The sequence below is a fragment of the Nibrella viscosa genome (assembly GCF_039541875.1).
In the GTDB taxonomy this organism is placed as follows: domain Bacteria; phylum Bacteroidota; class Bacteroidia; order Cytophagales; family Spirosomataceae; genus Nibrella; species Nibrella viscosa.
In genome coordinates, this window is sequence record NZ_BAABHB010000007.1 from 213,229 (window position 1) to 227,885 (window position 14,657).

12 protein-coding genes are annotated in these 14,657 nt (G+C 53.8%); 1 reads left to right on the plus strand and 11 read right to left on the minus strand.

The features are described 5' to 3' along the window. Nucleotides 1–3: 3 nt before the first annotated feature. The 3 genes from mutL to ABD931_RS18085 form a co-directional block, all read right to left on the minus strand. Nucleotides 4–1,953, minus strand: coding sequence for a DNA mismatch repair endonuclease MutL (gene mutL, locus ABD931_RS18075; protein WP_345269263.1), 1,950 nt, complete (start codon nucleotides 1,951–1,953; stop codon nucleotides 4–6). A gap of 92 nt (nucleotides 1,954–2,045) precedes the next feature. Further along, entirely contained in the window at nucleotides 2,046–4,490 is a 2,445-nt protein-coding gene (locus ABD931_RS18080; protein WP_345269264.1) for a TonB-dependent receptor, read from the minus strand. A 112-nt stretch (nucleotides 4,491–4,602) separates the two neighbouring features. After that, nucleotides 4,603–4,971 carry a DUF8478 family putative metalloprotein gene (locus ABD931_RS18085; RefSeq protein WP_345269265.1) on the minus strand — a complete coding sequence of 123 codons (369 nt, stop codon included), beginning with the start codon at nucleotides 4,969–4,971 and terminating at the stop codon, nucleotides 4,603–4,605. 301 nt (nucleotides 4,972–5,272) lie between these two features. On the opposite strand from ABD931_RS18085, the gene ABD931_RS18090 reads away from it, so the two are divergent. Then, complete coding sequence (locus tag ABD931_RS18090; RefSeq protein WP_345269266.1) at nucleotides 5,273–5,440, plus strand: hypothetical protein; 168 nt, start codon at nucleotides 5,273–5,275, stop codon at nucleotides 5,438–5,440. A gap of 77 nt (nucleotides 5,441–5,517) precedes the next feature. Here the strand turns inward: ABD931_RS18090 and ABD931_RS18095 are convergent, their stop codons facing one another. The 8 genes from ABD931_RS18095 to ABD931_RS18130 form a co-directional block, all read right to left on the minus strand. Continuing rightward, nucleotides 5,518–6,246 (minus strand): RluA family pseudouridine synthase, encoded by a 729-nt coding sequence (locus tag ABD931_RS18095; protein WP_345269267.1) that lies wholly within the window; start codon nucleotides 6,244–6,246, stop codon nucleotides 5,518–5,520. A gap of 12 nt (nucleotides 6,247–6,258) precedes the next feature. After that, nucleotides 6,259–7,077 carry a 3-methyl-2-oxobutanoate hydroxymethyltransferase gene (panB, locus tag ABD931_RS18100; RefSeq protein WP_345269268.1) on the minus strand — a complete coding sequence of 273 codons (819 nt, stop codon included), beginning with the start codon at nucleotides 7,075–7,077 and terminating at the stop codon, nucleotides 6,259–6,261. A gap of 15 nt (nucleotides 7,078–7,092) precedes the next feature. Then, nucleotides 7,093–8,484, minus strand: a complete 1,392-nt coding sequence (locus tag ABD931_RS18105; protein WP_345269270.1) for a murein hydrolase activator EnvC family protein — start codon at nucleotides 8,482–8,484, stop codon at nucleotides 7,093–7,095. Nucleotides 8,485–8,508: 24 nt separating this feature from the next. Further along, entirely contained in the window at nucleotides 8,509–9,354 is an 846-nt protein-coding gene (gene lolB1, locus ABD931_RS18110; protein WP_345269271.1) for a lipoprotein insertase outer membrane protein LolB1, read from the minus strand. Further along, nucleotides 9,351–11,111 (minus strand): tetratricopeptide repeat protein, encoded by a 1,761-nt coding sequence (locus ABD931_RS18115; protein WP_345269272.1) that lies wholly within the window; start codon nucleotides 11,109–11,111, stop codon nucleotides 9,351–9,353. The genes lolB1 and ABD931_RS18115 overlap by 4 nt, the downstream gene beginning before the upstream one ends. A gap of 286 nt (nucleotides 11,112–11,397) precedes the next feature. Beyond that, nucleotides 11,398–12,120, minus strand: coding sequence for an RluA family pseudouridine synthase (locus tag ABD931_RS18120; protein ID WP_345269273.1), 723 nt, complete (start codon nucleotides 12,118–12,120; stop codon nucleotides 11,398–11,400). 87 nt (nucleotides 12,121–12,207) lie between these two features. After that, nucleotides 12,208–12,648, minus strand: coding sequence for a hypothetical protein (locus tag ABD931_RS18125; RefSeq protein WP_345269275.1), 441 nt, complete (start codon nucleotides 12,646–12,648; stop codon nucleotides 12,208–12,210). Next, nucleotides 12,645–14,657, minus strand: a complete 2,013-nt coding sequence (locus ABD931_RS18130) for a fibronectin type III domain-containing protein (protein ID WP_345269276.1) — start codon at nucleotides 14,655–14,657, stop codon at nucleotides 12,645–12,647. Before ABD931_RS18130 ends, ABD931_RS18125 begins: the two co-directional genes overlap by 4 nt.

The following is a 14,657-nucleotide window of genomic DNA, read 5'->3' on the forward strand; positions in this document are numbered from 1 at the left end:
AAATTAAGTCTTAAAAAGTCCGGCAATTTTATCTAACGTCAGGACCGTTGTCACCGGCTCACCCGCAGGCGTATAACTAGGGTTGGTTGCCCCAAACAATTGTTCGATCAGCGCCTTGCGTTCAGACGGGCTCAGGCTCACCGTATACCGGCCCGCCGACCGCCGGGCCAGCGATCGGGCCAGCACTTCTGTCCGATCCAGCTTGAGCCGGCCGGTTTCTTCGCGCAATTGCGCCAGCAAATTAGCAAAAAGTTCTTCTTCATTTTCGCCGGTGGTCATGGCCGGTACCCCCCGGATGATAAAGGTATTTTGCCCGAGCTCGTCGAACTGAAAACCCAGGCTGGTGAGTTCATCGCGCAGGTCCAGCGCCAACTGGAAATCAACCGGGGAGACCGTCACCGTTTTTGGAAACAGCAGTTGCTGGGCCACTCCATTGCGCCGGGACAGGGCCGCGTGAAACTGGTCGTACAGAATCCGCTCGTAGGCTCGGCGCTGGTCGATAACCATCAGCCCGGATTTCACCGGCACCAGCAAATACCGGTTCTGCACCTGGATACTGGGGTTTTCGGCCGTTTCCAGGTCGGGCAGTTCATTTATCAGTTTATTGGCCCGGCTGCTTACCGTAACGGCGTCCGGCGCAGGCGGTACCGGGTCGGTCGTAGTGGTTTCTGACTTAGGGCTGGTCACCGGTGCCGGCTCTAACCAATCGGCACTGATGTCGGCCGGAAACCCAGCTTTGCTTCTGGCTGGGGTTTCGGCCGTGGACAATCCCTCAAACATGGCCTGCCAGTTGGCCGCCGATGCTTTACGGGGAGCCGACTCGGCTGGCTTATCGGCCGACCAGGAGGCTGCCAGCGGCCGGGGCTTACTATCCACGGGGGCAAAGTGCCGTTCAATGGCGTTACTACCGCCACCCCCGTCCAGAAAGTTTACATCCGATTCAAAATCGAGCGAAGGCGAAAGGTTGTAAATACCCACCGCTTTCCGGACGGCCGCCATCACAATTGCGTATACCGACCGCTCGTCGTCAAACTTAATTTCGGTCTTGGTCGGGTGAATATTAATGTCGATATGCGACGGATCGATCTCAATAAACAGCACGTAAAACGGATGGCTACCTTCGGGCAGGGTGCCTTCATAGGCACCAATGACCGCGTGGTGCAGGTAATTGTGCTTGATAAAGCGGGTATTGACAAAGAAAAACTGATCACCCCGCGCCTTCCGGGCCGATTCGGGTTTGCCGATATAGCCCCGCACCTTTACGTACGGCGTTTCTTCTTCGCAAAAGGCCAGTTGCTCCCGGTAGCTTTTGCCAAACATATCAATAATCCGGCGGCTCAGCTTACCGGCCACCAGGTTATACACCTCCTGATCGTTATGAAACAGCGAAAAGCCGACCTCCGGGAAGGCCAGCGCTACCCGCTGAAACTCATCGAGAATATGCCGCATCTCTACTGAGTTCGACTTCAGAAAATTACGCCGGGCCGGTACGTTAAAAAACAGGTTTTTGACCAGAATATTGGTTCCTGGCAGGCACGACACCATTTCCTGCGATTTGATCTCCGAGCCTTCAATCCGGATCAGCGTACCCAGTTCTTCATCCGCCCGCCGGGTCCGCATCTCCACCTGGGCAACGGCAGCAATGGAGGCCAGGGCTTCACCCCGGAAACCCATCGTCCGGATGCGGAAGAGGTCGTCCGACGAGCGTATCTTGGAGGTCGCGTGTCGTTCAAAGCTCATCCGGGCATCAGTCTCCGACATGCCCGACCCATCGTCGATGATCTGAACCAGTGTCCGGCCGGCATCGCGGATGATGACCTGAATGGATTTGGCACCGGCATCCACCGCGTTTTCCAGTAATTCCTTTACTACCGAAGCCGGCCGCTGCACTACCTCTCCTGCCGCAATCTGGTTGGCAATCGAATCCGGTAATAATTGTATGATGTTTAACATGAGACCTGGTCTGCCGACCCTTGTTTGCTGTTTACCTGTATGAACACAAGATACGACAAAAATAGTCAGGAAACACGGCTTTTCTGTCGGTCTTACCGGCTGTTTACGACCGTCGACGCCGAAAAAGGAATGAGCAGTTTTACGCTGAAATTGCGGCCCATACTATACACACCCCGGCGGCCTGTCTGTAGGTTTTCGTCCAGGTATTTCAGGCGGCTCTGGTGATTCTGGTAGGCCACATCACCGAGGTTTGTCGCCGTCAGGTAGAGCGAAAACAGGGTCTGCCGGTTATTGCCGGTTATATCTCCCCCGATGCCGGCATTGACCAGGACATAGCCGGGCGTCGGCGTTTCGGTGTTATAGGCGAGCAGCACCCGGTCCTGCCGCTGGTATACTTCCACATCCAGGGAGGCATAGACATTGCGCAGCCGGTTCTGCCACCGGTCTTTGGTAAGTTTGACCTGCGAAATCCAGCGCGGAGCGGGCATAAACGGCAGGTACCGGGCACCCGGTTCCGCAGCCGACAGATTGCGGGCGTACACCGACGAATAACTCTGGGTAATGCTGAACCACCGCGCCGATGCCGGATTATACGTCAGCGTAGCTTCTATGCCCTGCAAACGGGCATTCCCCTGAGCGTAGCGGAAAGCGGGCACGCCGTTGATGATGGAGTCGGCCCCGGTAACGGTATTGACCCGTTCGGAATAGGTGTAGTTGCGGATAGTGTTCTGAAACAGGCTAATGTCGACGTACAGGCTGGGGGACTCATACGTGGCCCCTATATCGCCCTGATACGCTACTTCGGGCTTGGCGTTGAGGTTACCAATTTCGTAGCGGAACGTACCGGCATGTTCGCCGTTCGAGGAAAGTTCCGGCACGGCCGGTGCCCGGAACCCGCGTGAGGCATTGACCCGCACCATCAGATGCGGTGTCAGCGTATACACCCCGCCTGCACTGGCCGAGAGGTTCCGGTAGGTTTTCTCAAAGCCGGGAAAGCGCACGATGGCCCCCGGTACGGGTAGAGACTGGAACCGCCCTTCAGAATCAATGTAAAGCTTGTCGATGTCCAGCGCCCGGATGTCATACCGGATACCTCCGCTCAGCTTCAGCCGCTCATAGCTTTTCTTGCTGAACAGGAAAATGCCGTTGTCGAACAGCGTATAGTTGGGGTATAGTGTCTGGGCACCCCGGTTGCCAAGCGTCTGAAACATGCCGTTGGTGCCCAGCGTCACCTCCCAGTTCCGGCGGGTGGAAAAATTGTACCGGCCATCGTAATACCAGGTTTGCAGAAACAGGAACAAGTCCGGAACGCCAGGCGCAAACACGTTCCCGTATTCCAGCCGCCGGTTCTGAGCGTACGACAGGTTCAGGGAGGCCGAGGCCTCTCCCAACTGAACGTAGTTGTTCAGGGCCAGCTTAAAATTGGTCAGCGTCTGCGAATTGGAGGGGTTGATCATCCGCCCGTTCAGTTCTGCGTCGCTGACGGTTACGTTGCCTTCGGTGGTATCGTTCAGCGCTACGGCTTTGGTGAAGCGGCCCAGCTCGTCGCGGGTACCCGTAATAATGTTAAATTTCTGGAATGACCGCAGAAAATACAGCCGGGTATACCCCCATTTTTTGTTCAGGCCCACAAAGCCGTTAACGTTTAGCGGCTCCTGAAAATTAGAGCTATACACGCGCCCGTCGACCGGGTTCCGATAGTTTTTAGCGTCTTTGCGACTCACCTGAGCCAGCCAGACAAAGCCATTCTGGTTACCGGCCACCTGAGCCGATACCCCCAGCAGGTTGTTGTTGCTCTGATAGTTGGTCAGTACCCGACCGATAATCTTACCCTCCTCAACGGGCCGGGGCGACAAAATAGCCATAACCCCGCCCAGGCCGTCGGAGCCATACATCAGACTACCCGCGCCCCGGATTATCTCGTAGCGGTCAATAGAGTATTCGTCTACCTGAATACTGTGTTCTTCGCCCCATTGGTTATCCTCCTGCCGGATACCATCGTGCATAGTAATAACCCGGTTAAAACCCAGTCCGCGAATAATGGGCTTTGACAAACCAACGCCCGTTGAGATTTGAGACATACCGGGCAGTTTACTGACGGCATCGATCAGGTTGGTCGACGGTGATTGCAGCCATTGAATTCTGGACAGCGCGGCAATGGGAATCGGGCTCTCTTTGATAATGGTTTTGGTGGCCGACCCCGATACAATAACCTCTTCCAGGGAGTTAACGGCATTTTCCATTGTAACATTATACGTTACATCGCCGTTGATGGCCAGTTGCTGAACTACCGTTTTATGCGAAACAAATGACACCTGTACGGTAAAGGTTCCAACCGGTAATCTGGCCAGGCGATACGCCCCGTTGGCGTCGGTTGTGGCCCCAACCCGGAGTTCAGGAACGAAAATGGTCGCTCCAACAACCGCTTCGTTATTTTCTTTGTGGATGACACGGCCACTAAGGGCATTTTGCGCCTGCGCAGGCAACCAAAGACTCCCGGCTCCCACCAGCAAGCACACCAGTATATAATTGAACATGGATTATGATAGAATTTTGGTTCGTAAAAAAGATACCGGCGGTCACTACAGCCTGTATACGCCAGGTTATAGCCAACCACCAGGCTGACAATATGATCAGCCGGAAACTACATCAATACGAACCGGAAGGAGGTCCCCGACGGTGGAATGTACAGGAGACGGTGCGGGCAAGAACCTGTAACGGCGGTAACCATACGGTGGAGGCAATAACCACCAGGACGAGAAAAACAACGACCGCAATGTGGTTGTCGGTGAACAGCGCATGGGCCAGTTGATCCAGCCAGATCAGCTCTTGCCGGGAGTGATTGTTGGGCTGAAAAGGATCTTTTGTAAACGGCTTGAACGGATGCGTGTGGGAGATGATTGTTCCGTCGGCCAGCCGGTGGGCGTGACGGAAAACGATCCCGGATACCACTATTCCCAGGAATAACCCCAGTTGCAGGCGGGCCAGCAGGAATCGGTGTTTCCGGAGACAAACCATGAGTAGAATCCGTAAAGGGTAGCAAGCAGACAAAATTAAAATAAAATTAAAGCTTTCCCTCTACTTTCAAAATAGATAATCTGCAAAATCCAATTGAAACCGCCTTTTTCCGCTTTCTAGCTTTAACTCTGTAGGAATAAAGCAATTTTTAGGAAGTCAGGCATTCATATGTCGGAGATGTATGACTATAGTAAGTTTAACTATAATTCTTTCAACAGTAATCCTTAACTTTTTTTTTGTATTTTTGTTATCGTTGATATACCACCTAACACAAATCATTTACTTTTACCACCTTACTGAGATGAAAGGAATTCGTTTGTACATGATTCTGCAGTGGGTTTTGTTTTTGCCCATCATTCTGCCGTTATGTGTCGTTTTTGGTGCGCTTAGAGGAGCATTTCAAATGGTGGAACGGGTCATGGATCAGTTTTGGACCGACATCTGGCCGGAAAACAGTACGGCCTCCTGAAACAGCAAAAATGCCTTACCGGGTCCGGTAAGGCATTTTTGCTGTTTCAGGTCCGGATAAACCGGCGCGTATCGGCATTAATAGATAAAATCCAGGTTTTTATCTTTGAAATCTTCGGTATCCAACGCCAGAAACTCCTCCCAGAAGGGATCATTGGGTACACCGGCCTTACAGATTAGCGGCTCTTTCTTTACCGGATGTATAAAATATAACCGGCGCGCGTGCAGGTAAATCTTCTTGTCGGGAACTGCCCGGTCGTAACCATATTTGATATCGCCCCTGATTGGGCAGCCCATACTGGCCAACTGCGCCCGAATCTGATGGGGCCGGCCGGTAATAGGGTTTACCTCCAGCAGATAATGTTCGTTTATTTTCCCAAGCAGCCGGTAGGTTAACTCCGCTTTCTGGGAGCCGGGGGCTTCGTAGGTGTACGCCGTCACCTGGTTACGTTCTTCGTCTTTGACCAGCCAGTGAACAAGTCTTCCTTTCTCTTCCGGTGGCATCCGGCGCACAACGGCCCAGTAGGTCTTCTGCACCTGCCGTTTCCGAAAAATCTCGTTCATCCGCTCCAGAGCTTTGGAAGTCCGGGCAAATACCACCAGACCACTCACGGGGCGGTCGAGCCGGTGAACCGTTCCCAGGAACACCTCACCGGGTTTAGCATATTTTTCTTTAATGTAATCCTTCACCAAATCCAGCAGCGTAACATCGCCGGTACGGTCGCCCTGTACCAGCAACCCCGGTTCTTTATTAACGATAACCAGGTGATTGTCTTCGTATACAATCTGGTAACCTTTTGTCTTCATACTACTCTCAACTTAATACGCTTCCTGTTCGTTCGGAAACTCCCGCGATTTTACGTCATCCACGTAATGCGAGATGGCATTGGTCATGATGGTATGCAGGTCGGCATACCGGCGCAGAAAACGGGGCTTAAATTCCTTATTGATGCCCAGCAGGTCGTGAATCACCAGAATCTGGCCGTCGGCATACGGACCGGCACCGATGCCAATGGTCGGAATGGTTAATGTTTCAGAAACCTGTTTGGTCAGCGCAGCCGGTATCTTTTCCAGCACGATGCTGAAGCAGCCGATGTCCTGGAGCATCTGGGCGTCGTCCAGCAGCTTTTGCGCTTCGGTCTCTTCTTTAGCTCGTACGGCGTACGTACCAAACTTATAGATCGATTGAGGGGTAAGCCCCAGGTGGCCCATTACCGGTACGCCGGCGCTAAGAATCCGGAGAACAGATTCCCGCACCTCCAGCCCCCCTTCCAGCTTCACGGCATGCGCTCCTGCTTCTTTCATGATCCGGATTGCCGACCGCAGCGCTTCTGACGAATTGCCCTGGTAGGAGCCAAACGGCAGATCGACCACCACCAGCGCCCGCTTTACCGCCCGCACAACCGCACTGGCGTGGTATATCATCTGGTCGAGGGTGATAGGCAGCGTTGTTTCGTGACCGGCCATCACGTTGGAGGCTGAGTCGCCGACAAGGATCAGTTCTACGCCGGCGGCATCGACCACCCGCGCCATGGAGTAGTCGTAGGCGGTTAGGGCCGAAATCTTCTCGCCTTTATTCTTTAGCTCCTGAATAACGTGCGTTGTAACGCGCTTAATGTCGAGATTGTGAACAGACATGGATTATGTCGTTTTTTATCGTGGTACCAGCCAGGTCTCAGGGTTCAGGCGGCTGTAGTTTTTCCAGATCTGAAACTGCACTTCGGAGACGCCATCTTTATCCGTTGAGACAAAGCCAATGATATCGCGGGCTTTTACGCGCTGGCCAACCTTTACGATGGCGCTGCGCAATTTAGCATAAACTGTCATATAGTCGCCGTGCTGAATGGCAACAACGGTGTTCATACCGGGCATGTAGGTAACGTCCCGGACAGTGCCTTCATACACCGTCCGTACGGGTTCGCCCGCGTTGGTCTGGATATCAATGCCCAGATTTTCGACGATGACTCCTTTCAAAACCGGGTGTTCTTTCCGGCCGAAGCGGTCGGAGATAAAGCCGGTTTGAACCGGCCAGGGAAGCCGGTTTTTGGATGCTGTAAACGAAGATGCCAGCGCCACCTCAGCCTCATTGAAGTTATTGGCATTGGGGCGCTCTACCGGTTTGGTGGTCACGTCGGACACGGCCGGCGCTTCTGCCGGTGCCGGGGTAGCCGGGGTCGTTGTTTTCTCGCCCGCTGTAGCGGCCGCAGCGGCTTCTTCTGCCCGTTTCTTCTCGGCGGCCCGACGGGCCGCTTCCAGGCGGGCAAGGCGCTCCCGCTCCAGGCGTTCGCGCTCGGCACGCTCGCGAGCCTCCCGCTCAATAATCCGCCGTATCATGGTTTCCAGCCGGCTCACAGCCCGGCGGCTTTCGGTCAGTTCGGCCCGTAACAGGGCTTCTTTCTTACCGAGTTCGTCTACTACTTTGTTTTGCTTCTCTTTGAGCGTTTCCAGCTTTTTCGATTCGCCAAGCTTAACCAGGAGCGTGCTTTTCTGCTGCCGGCGCTTTCGTTCCGTCGCCAGGCGTTTTTCTTCCATCTGGCGCTGCACGGATTCAATCTGCCGGACCTGGCTCTGCCGGGCGTCGGAATATTGTTTCAGGTAGCGGTACCGGGCTACTAATTGATTGTAGCTGTCGGCGGAGAACAAAAAGCCCAGGGGATTGACCTGCTGCCGGCGCCGGTCGGCGGCATAAATCATGGCTGCGTATTCTTTTTTCAGCTTACCCATATCCCGGTCCAGCAATTCGCCGGCCCGGCGCAGTTCATCCATTTCCGTCTCAATCAGCTTCAGATCTTCTGAGAGCAGATTAATCTGGCTCGACTGCGTTTTGATTTGCTGATTGAGCGCTTTTAACTGACCCAGGCTCACATCTTTCTGCGACGAGGTTTCTTTAAGGATGTTCCGGATCTGCGACATTTTCTCCAGGTTCTGCTTCTTCTCCCGTTCGAGCGCCTGCCGGTTACGTGGCTGCGCAGCCAACCGGAGCGAAAGCAAACAGCCTAAAACCAATACCCAGCCGCATAGCTGCCAATGCCTACGTAGTTGCATACAATACTAAAACAAGCTGCCCGCCTACTGCCGCCGTTCGTAACGGGGAGGAATGGTAAACGGAAAGCCGGGATTTTTATCCACTAACTCGACTTTATTGTGCTGAATCCGGAGCAGGGTCTGATAAAACTGTCCGTCGCTGCGCGATTTGTAATCGACCGTGAGCAGGCTGGTGTAGGGAAACAGGAAATTGTTGAGCGCTGTAAAATCCTCATAATCCAGGCGCAGGGTATTTTTAGTCGGCTGTTCTACCATCATCAGCTTTTTCAGCTTTCGGTCCTGCTCGCCAATATAGTTCTCAACCATGACTTTTCCTTCGCTCTGGCGAAGCAGCAGATAGTCACGTTCGTTCTTGATTTTCTGCGCCGGTTTTTTCGGGAGGGGCAGATTCCCCACAATCAGCGCCTGGAGCAGATCAAAATCCAGATTGAAATTGAACTGCTTGCTGAGCGTTGGAAAGTCGTATTTGACGTATTCGCGGTGTACTTTATCCTGAATCGTAATGGTATCGCGGGTTACCAGTCCACGGGCAACCTCAATGCCTAACCCTGACACCGAGAACCAGATGATGCTGTCTTTCTTGACGCGCAGGTTCACGTTCGCATTATTGATGTCTTGCTCTTTATTTTTGAACGATACCTTTGAGCGGGCAGTCAGGTAGGTAAAATCAATTTCGGCTACGTTGGTCCGCGCTTCTTCAATACCCGGCCGGTTTATTATCGCGTGGGTGGTGTCGGCCGGTTTCCGGCTAATGACTGTCGTATCTGTTGGTGTGCGGGTTAAAGCGGTTTTAGACAGGTGCCGTCGACGGCAGGCTTCCGAGTGCAGGAACAGAACCAACGTAAGCAGCCAGAGCAGGTATTTCATCATATTTTTCCGGTGGCGATTTTCTTATCGAGTTGCTCGCTGTTTTCTCCTTTCAATTTTGCCTTTTTCCATTGCTCAACTGCTTTGTCACGCTCTCCAAGCTGGTACAGTACATCGCCGTAATGTTCGATGATGGTACCGCTCACATTGGCCGGATCGGCCTGCAGGGCTTTTTCGAGATACTGCCGGGCTTTGCTATACTCCTTCATCACATATAGCACCCAGGCATAGGTATCGAGGTACGTCGCATTATTCGGATTCCGCTCCACCAGCTTCTGTGACATCTGGAGCGCCTGGGGCAGCTTTTCCTTCCGCAGCGACAGGAAGTAGCTGTAGTTATTCAGCACGTAGTCGTTATTGGGGTCAGCCTTCAGCACCTGTTCGTAAGCCTCGTCGGATCTGGCGTAATCGCCAAGCCCATTAAAGGCGTCACCCAATTGGGCATTGATATTCCGGCTCAGTTCTTTATTGGTCACCAGCAACCGGCGGCTTTCCTCAAGGGCATCTACGGCATCCTGATACTGCCGTTTAAATAAATGCCCGGATCCCTTGGCGAGCCAGAGCTGTCCCTGGGTGGGAAATACCTCCAGGGCCTGATTGGCATGTACCAGCAGGCTGTCTACCTGGTTCAGGGCTCCGTCGAGTTCCAGAATAGCGCCCCATACTTCAAACACCGAGCCGTCGACGCGGGCGGCTTTTACGTAAGCGTCACGGGCTTCGGCTTTTTTACCCATCTGCATGAGCAGGTCGGCCATCATCACCTGAGAGCCGGCATCTTTCGGGTTGGCCTGCACCAGGTCCTGCGCCATTTTCAACGCATCATTTTTAGCCGTCGGGTTCTCTCCGGCCATATCCATATAGCTCGACAGGATACGCGCTTTGATATTTGCCTCCAGATTGGGGTTGGAGAACACATATTTCAGCTCCTGCCGGTATTTCTCCATATTCCCCTGCTTGCGGTACACGTCGGCCAGCAGTACATGGGCCTGCGGTAAATCGGGGCTGATCTTAAGGGCTCTCTCCAGCCAGGTAAGGGCTTGCGGAAGGCGGTCGTTGGCAATCAGCAGTTCTGCCCCTTCAATCAGGTAGTCAGGTTCGCCGGGCTCGGCAGCCGCCAGTTTTTCGGCTTCTTCAATGGCCTTATCTACTTTGTTCTGCTTGAGGTAAATGCGCTGTTTCTGGCGGATGATTTCTTCGTTCAGGCCCAGCACTTTTTCTACCTTATCGTAGGTTTCGAGCGCCTTATCGGGTTTATCGTCGAACAGGTAAATGGCCGCCAGTTCAACGCCGTATTCGATATTATCGGGGCCTTTCTGCAAAACAGCTTCGTAGAGGTTTTCGGCTTCGGCGTAGCGTTTCTGTTTGACAAAAATCTCGGCCAGTTGCAGGGCGTAATATTTATTGCCGTTATCCAGCTGGTACGCTTTCTGGGCGTACGACAGGGCCTCGGTTATCTTCCCGCTCTTCAGCAGGGCAGATGCCACCGCATACTGCGCTGCGGCATTAGCCGGATTTTTCTGAATCAGTTTCTCAAACTGGGCAATGGCTTTTGTGGGCTCGTCGGTCATGATATACTTCATGCCTTCGGTAAACAGAGATTCGTCGATACCCTGGTTGAGGGTCCCTCCGCCAATACCGCTTTGTTCTTCCTTAGGCCTGGCTTTCCGCTGAGCCTGAACAGGAATGATTGCCAGCACCGCCAGACAGCCGGCACCGGCCAACACCCATTTTCGCCATGTATGTGTAATGAGGCCTTCCATATCCCCTGCTGTATCTCCTGTGTTAGTTAAAACGGCTATACCGAATTCGTCAGTTCGTCATGTGTGAAACGTTCTGACTCATAGCTCTATTGCAGTAAGCCTCCTTGCTACCGGTTTTACTCTATACAAAGGTAGTGTAAAACAAGTCTACTCTACCGCAATATATCAACATTCTGCCGAACGGGACGGGATGGGGGTTTGACGTTTGAAGTTTAAGGTTTAACGTTTGACGTTGGCTTCAGCCTTTTTAACGTCAAACGTTAAACCTTAAACTTCAAACGTCAGCCTACAGCGAATGCTTCTCAAGCTGCTTTACCAGCACGTCGAAGTCTTTGGGGTAAGGGGCTTCGAACTGGACGTCTTCGCCGTTCAGCAGGGTAAAGGTCAGCGATCGGGCGTGCAGGGCTACACGCTGAATCAGGGGCAGCTCTTCGGTGCCCTGCTTGAGGTTGAACTTGCGCTTGATCTGCGACAGGTAAATGGGATCGCCACCGTAGGTCGGGTCGTTGACAATGGGGGCTTTCAGACACATCAGGTGAACCCGGATCTGGTGCATCCTACCCGTTATAGGCATACACTCCACCAGGGTGTGTGAGCGATACGCCCGAATGGTGTTGAAAATCGTTTCGGCTTCTTTGCCCTTCTGCCGGTCGATCCGGACAGCGGTACCGTCGCGGACGGGGGCAATGGGCAGATACACTGAGATCATATCGAAATCATGCACCCCATTCACAATGGCATGGTAGCGTTTGGCGACTTCGCGGTGCTCAAACTGCATAGCCAGGTGGCGGTACGCTTCCGGATGCTTGGCAATGGCCAGAATGCCGGAGGTCTCTTTGTCCAGCCGGTGGCCTAACTGCGCATCGGCATGATATTCCTTCGCCATCCGCAGGATACTGTTCGACCGGTCGGCGGTGCGTTCGTCGAGTGAGGCTACGTGCGGGGGCTTGTTGATGAGTATATAGTCTTCGTTTTCAAAAACGATGAGGTCTTCAAAGGCAATTTTCATACCGCAAATTTACGAAAAGTATCCCAGAGATAGCGACCGCGGCTTCGGAGCGTGTGCCGCCCCGCTGGGTACGTCTCGGCTCCGGTATCACCCCTCCGGTTTCAGCACGTATTCATTCACACTATTGCCCGTTTTCCGGCTTTCGGCAGTACGCTGCAACTGCAGGTCAGTTGCCGTGGGCGTACCCAAAATGTAATATTCAATGGTGCCGATGGTGGCGGAGGGTTTGGGCTCCAGGTTTTCCAGAATCAGCCGCTGGTTATCGGTCGACAGGCTCCAGGTGCCTGTAGTGGTCCGGCCATCAATGTCGATCAGGATGGCTTTGTCGGGCCGGCTTAGGTCGAGCCGGAAGCGGGTGTAACCCGGCCGAACGTTGCTGGAAGCGCCTTCGGTGTAGACGGTGACGGTATTCTCCTTCACAGATTGCGCTTTCCAGACCTTGCCGATCAATTGATTGATAGGGGTCAGGGCTTTGGGCTGACAGCCGACCGTCAGGCAGATTAATAGGAGTATAGCAATGGGTCTCATTGGATAATGACTTTTTGGGTGATGCGTTGCTCCGCGGTTTCGATAGTGACCAGGTAGATACCGGAAGCGAGGTCGCCCAGATACTGTTGCCAGTTCGCCTGGTTGCCGGCCGGAATTTGGTAGCGCCGTGCCGGCAGCCCCTGCATGGTTATGATCTGCAGGGTAGACTCTTTCGCCAGGTGTTTGGCCAACTGCACATACAACATACGCTCGGCTACGTAAATGGGCAGTTCCGTCGCTGCTTTGGGGGCCACGCCCGTGATGAGAAACTCGGCATCGACCCTGGCCAGATTGCTGTAGACGGAGTTGCCGTTTCCATTGGTGGCTTTGACGCGGTAGTAATACGTGGCTATCGCGAGTATCTCGCGGTCAAAGAACTCAGGAGAGGAAGCCGACTGCTTGCCAATTTCTACAAACCCCGTGGTTGGACTGGTAGACCGTTCAACGGTTACGCCCGTTGCGTTGCCCGACAACGGATCCCAGGTCAGCCGAATCAGGTCGAAATCAAGCGGCACCGCTTTCAGGTTCTTCGGCGCGTCGGGCACCGGTGCGGCCGGCGTTGTTGCATCGGCTATATTGGAGTATGCCGACGGGCCTACAGCATTGACCGCTCTGACCCGATAGAAGTAGCGTGTAGACCCATTCAGCCCGGTGCTTTGGTAGGCTATGGTTCCGGCAGGCACTTCTGCTATTTTCGTGAATGTGGTGCCGTCCGTCGAGCGTTCAATATCAAACCGGGTTTCGTTGTTGGATAAGTCGGCCCATTGCAGATTGATCTGACTGAACGATATCGCCTGTGCCACCAACCGGGCAGGGGCGGTGGGTGCTACATCGGCGGTGGTGGCGTCGGCGGTATTGCTGTACGCAGAAGGCCCTCCCTGATTGACTGCCCGCAGCCGGTAGTAATAGCGGGTGGCCGGGTCCAGGCCGGTATTCTGATAGCTGGTCACATCGGCTTGCAGATCGGCAATTTTGCTGAAGGTGCGGTTATCGGTCGACCGCTCCAGCTCAAAGCCGGTTTCGTTATTGGCGTTATCGGTCCAGTTCAGGTTGATCTGCGACGAGGAGACCGCTACCGCCGACAAATTGGACGGTGCAGCCGGTGCAGGTATTGGCGGAGCGGGTGTCATGGCGCATACGGTATTGGAGTAGCCCGAAACACCTGACCCATTACGGGCCTGCACCCGGTAGCAGTACTGGGTGTTGGGGGTGAGGTTTTTGTCTTCGTAGCTGGTTGCATTTACGCCCAGATCAGCGATTTTGCTGAAGGGTCCATTAGGCTGGCTCGCCCGCTCCAGTTCGAAGCCCGTTTCATTATTCGATAAGTCAGCCCACTGCAGGTTTATCTGCGTCGATGACGTTGCCTGGGCCACCAATCGGGCGGGGGCATTAGGCACGGCCTGTTGGGTAGTAGCGCAGGCAATGTTCGAGTAGCCTGCTGGTTCAACAGACGAATCAAACTGGACTCGATAACAGTATTCTGTACCGGGTTGCAGATTAGTATCGGTATAGCCGGCCGTAGTGGTGGCGATTCTCGTAAACGTACCGGATTGACCGGTACGGCGCTCTACAAAATAATTGGCTTCTTTCCCGACATCGGTCCACGTCAGCCGGATAGATGTCGTACCCTGAGCGGTTGCTGCCAGATTCGTTACAACGGGTGGTCTGGCCAGGGTAGTCGCGCTGGCGGTATTCGAGTACGATGAGTTGCCAGTGGCAAATTTTGCCCGTACCCGGAAGGAGTAGGCGGTTACCGGATTTAGATTCGTCACCGTAAACGAGGTAGCGTTGACCGCAGCATCAGCCACTTTGGTAAACGTACGGCCATCAGTACTCTGCTCTATTTCAAAGCCGGTTTCGTTGGTCGTATTGTCGGTCCAGGTCAATCGGATTGAGGTGCTGGTCAGGGCGACAGCCGCCAGATTGGTCGGCTGGGTAAGCTGGGCCTGCACCACTGAGCTACCCCCCATCAGCAGGGTCAGCAAGTACAATAAATAGTATTTTTTCAT

Coding starts and splice junctions, on each gene's coding strand:
- mutL (WP_345269263.1), bottom strand. CDS start 1,953: ATGTTAAACATCATACAATTATTACCGGATTCGATTGCCAACCAGATT.
- ABD931_RS18080 (WP_345269264.1), bottom strand. CDS start 4,490: ATGTTCAATTATATACTGGTGTGCTTGCTGGTGGGAGCCGGGAGTCTT.
- ABD931_RS18085 (WP_345269265.1), bottom strand. CDS start 4,971: ATGGTTTGTCTCCGGAAACACCGATTCCTGCTGGCCCGCCTGCAACTG.
- ABD931_RS18090 (WP_345269266.1), top strand. CDS start 5,273: ATGAAAGGAATTCGTTTGTACATGATTCTGCAGTGGGTTTTGTTTTTG.
- ABD931_RS18095 (WP_345269267.1), bottom strand. CDS start 6,246: ATGAAGACAAAAGGTTACCAGATTGTATACGAAGACAATCACCTGGTT.
- panB (WP_345269268.1), bottom strand. CDS start 7,077: ATGTCTGTTCACAATCTCGACATTAAGCGCGTTACAACGCACGTTATT.
- ABD931_RS18105 (WP_345269270.1), bottom strand. CDS start 8,484: ATGCAACTACGTAGGCATTGGCAGCTATGCGGCTGGGTATTGGTTTTA.
- lolB1 (WP_345269271.1), bottom strand. CDS start 9,354: ATGATGAAATACCTGCTCTGGCTGCTTACGTTGGTTCTGTTCCTGCAC.
- ABD931_RS18115 (WP_345269272.1), bottom strand. CDS start 11,111: ATGGAAGGCCTCATTACACATACATGGCGAAAATGGGTGTTGGCCGGT.
- ABD931_RS18120 (WP_345269273.1), bottom strand. CDS start 12,120: ATGAAAATTGCCTTTGAAGACCTCATCGTTTTTGAAAACGAAGACTAT.
- ABD931_RS18125 (WP_345269275.1), bottom strand. CDS start 12,648: ATGAGACCCATTGCTATACTCCTATTAATCTGCCTGACGGTCGGCTGT.
- ABD931_RS18130 (WP_345269276.1), bottom strand. CDS start 14,657: ATGAAAAAATACTATTTATTGTACTTGCTGACCCTGCTGATGGGGGGT.